At 32.6% G+C, this 2,500-nt stretch carries 2 protein-coding genes; one reads left to right on the top strand and one right to left on the bottom strand.

Annotated features, from left to right (window positions below; all coding sequences use genetic code 11):
* Positions 1-281 precede the first annotated feature (281 nt).
* Complete coding sequence (locus tag AB3X49_RS21215) at positions 282-1,073, top strand: sulfotransferase family 2 domain-containing protein (protein ID WP_367964563.1); 792 nt, start codon at positions 282-284, stop codon at positions 1,071-1,073.
* A 93-nt stretch (positions 1,074-1,166) separates the two neighbouring features.
* On the opposite strand, the gene AB3X49_RS21210 is transcribed toward AB3X49_RS21215, so the two are convergent.
* Positions 1,167-2,087: a DMT family transporter gene (locus AB3X49_RS21210; protein WP_016093471.1), complete on the bottom strand. Its 921-nt coding sequence runs from the start codon at positions 2,085-2,087 to the stop codon at positions 1,167-1,169.
* Positions 2,088-2,500: the final 413 nt, after the last annotated feature.

Genomic DNA, 2,500 nt, shown 5'->3' with positions numbered 1-2,500 from the left:
GTTCACGTTGTTTGTTTCGTTCAGTTTTCAAAGAACTTGTCTGTCGCTCATTTGCAACTTCCTTATGTTAACATCTTCGTTAGTTAATGTCAACTAAGTTTTTTATTTCGTTTGTCGCTTTCTGCGTTGTTGCTATCGGCGACTTGTCTTATATTACACCCCTATATAATAATAGTCAACATTTCTTTTTCATTTTCTACAAAAAAAATTCCACACACTCATACCTCATCTTTATTTTACATATGTATATATAATCAAGATACATGAAAGGAGTGCATAAATTGTTGGATCCTTCCTTATTACACATCATTAGTACTAATGCGAGAAGCCCACACTATCATAGAAACTTTCCTCTCATTCTATTTTGGAGTCAAAAAAGTGGTTGTACTTCCCTTGCTAAGTGGTTTTTTTACCAGATTGATTTATTACAAACAGCTTTAAACTATCACCCCTTCATCCATAATTTCGAATATGAAATATACAAAAGTACACCGGCCTATAATATACGGCTGAGTGTAGCACTACGAGATAAACAAAAGGAAACTTTCAAACTGGTTCGCAATCCGTTTAGAAGAGCAGTCAGTTCTTTCGTGTCCTTAATTGCACCTCCTTATGTAGAAAATGAAGAATGGAAACCCATTCGAAAGTTTTTATATCAAAATGAAAATTCTCCTAAAAGAATCTCATTCAAACAATTTTTATACTACCTATTTACTAAAGGTGCTCATGTAAATGATATTAACGCTCACTTTACACAACAATATATAGCAGGTGAAGAAGAGTATGTAACCAATTATATATACTTAGAAAATTTCGATCAGGAAATGAAAGAATTAGAAAAACGTTTCGAATTAAAACCTGCACCGATAAATGAGTTTGCAACATCATGGCATCATCAAACCCCTGCCATGATTTATAAAGGGAATTTCAGCGATGCCGATATTACTGATCCTTTATTCCCTCGTCACCCGACTTTTGAAAGCTTTTATGATGATGAATGTATACAGCTCGTCAAAACAATATTTCAAAAAGATTTCGATACATATAGATATAACAAAGAATATCCCTACTAATTTAAGTCCATTATCTTCGCTAAATATAAAAAGATACCTTATACATATATATGAGGTATCTTTTTAACATTTAAACTATATAAAACATACAATTTAACAGTCCCTACTATCCATTTTATTACCCTTTAATAGATTACGTAACTTTTGCTTATCCGCCCATCCTACTCCAATTAAAACTAGACTCCCTCCCATTATTATCTTCCATGTCAGAGATTCATTTAATAGGATAATTGAAGTAATGATACTTATTAACGGCAATCCATTTAAGTACAGTCCACTTATTGATGCTGAGACCGTCTCTAGCGCTTTATTCCAGAACCAATATGCTAAAATTGTTGCCCCAATAACAAGGTATACTACACTAAATCCAATCTTCCATGTTTCGATTTTTGGGAAACCATAGTAAAAAATTTCTATCATTGCAAATGGCAACACAATAGCTGCACCTATCATTAGTGTTACTGTTGTGAAAACTTTATTAGATAAACGTCGTTCTTGTTTTGGCCGTTTTAACAAAACTGTGTAGAACGCAAATAAAAAGGTACTTAATAAAATAAGTATATCTCCTATTAAAGACACCTCTTGATTAGTATCGCTAGATGGAATTGTAATGAAAAGCACTCCTATAGCGCCCAACATAATTCCGATCCAATAATCCATCTGAATTTTCTCTTTCAGAAAGAACGCTGAAAAAAGAATTGTAACTAATGGCAATGCAGCATCAATAATACTAACATGTAATCCACTTGTTAAAGAAATACCATAGGATGTGAACATAAAGTACCCAGCTACACCAGTAAAAGACAGTAAACTCATTCTTTTCCACGGAATATGTTTATGTATAACTGCTTTTTGTAGTTCGTTAAATGAGAAAAGCATACAAATTCCACCCGCAAAGAAAAGACGAATAAATAACAAAGTAAACGGTTGAATGGATTCTAATGCCCATTTCGTTGGCGCAATGGCTGTCCCCCATAATATAACAGCCACTAATAACATGCATATTTCTTTCATAATCCCCCACACCCATCAAAAAATATATGTTAACTACCTTAATTATAGATTTTTTCTTAGGTAAAATCCTTTAAAACCATAAAAAGGTTATGCGAAAAATAGCCATCCAGCTCTTTTTTACATAACCTTTTCATATTAAATCAAAACATTATTGTTCATTCGACAACTAAATTAACATAAAAAGGCAATCCTTACCTTCAATTTATATTTAAACGTATTACTTTATCATCCGAATTTTATTTTATACCGTTTCTATTTCATTCTTTTTTTCATCTTCAGGGTTATTAAATTTATGGATTTTAACCTTCGGTAAATAAAAATAAACACAAAAAAACCTAAGTCGAAACGACTTAGGTTTTTGCTTGGCGACGTCCTACTCTCACAGGGACAAGGTCCCAACTACCATCGGCGCT

It is taken from the genome of Bacillus sp. C30 (assembly GCF_040838255.1).
Classification (GTDB): Bacteria; Bacillota; Bacilli; order Bacillales; family Bacillaceae_G; genus Bacillus_A; species Bacillus_A mycoides.
Note: the sequence above shows the minus strand (reverse complement) of the source record. Positions and strands in the feature narration are given on the sequence as shown.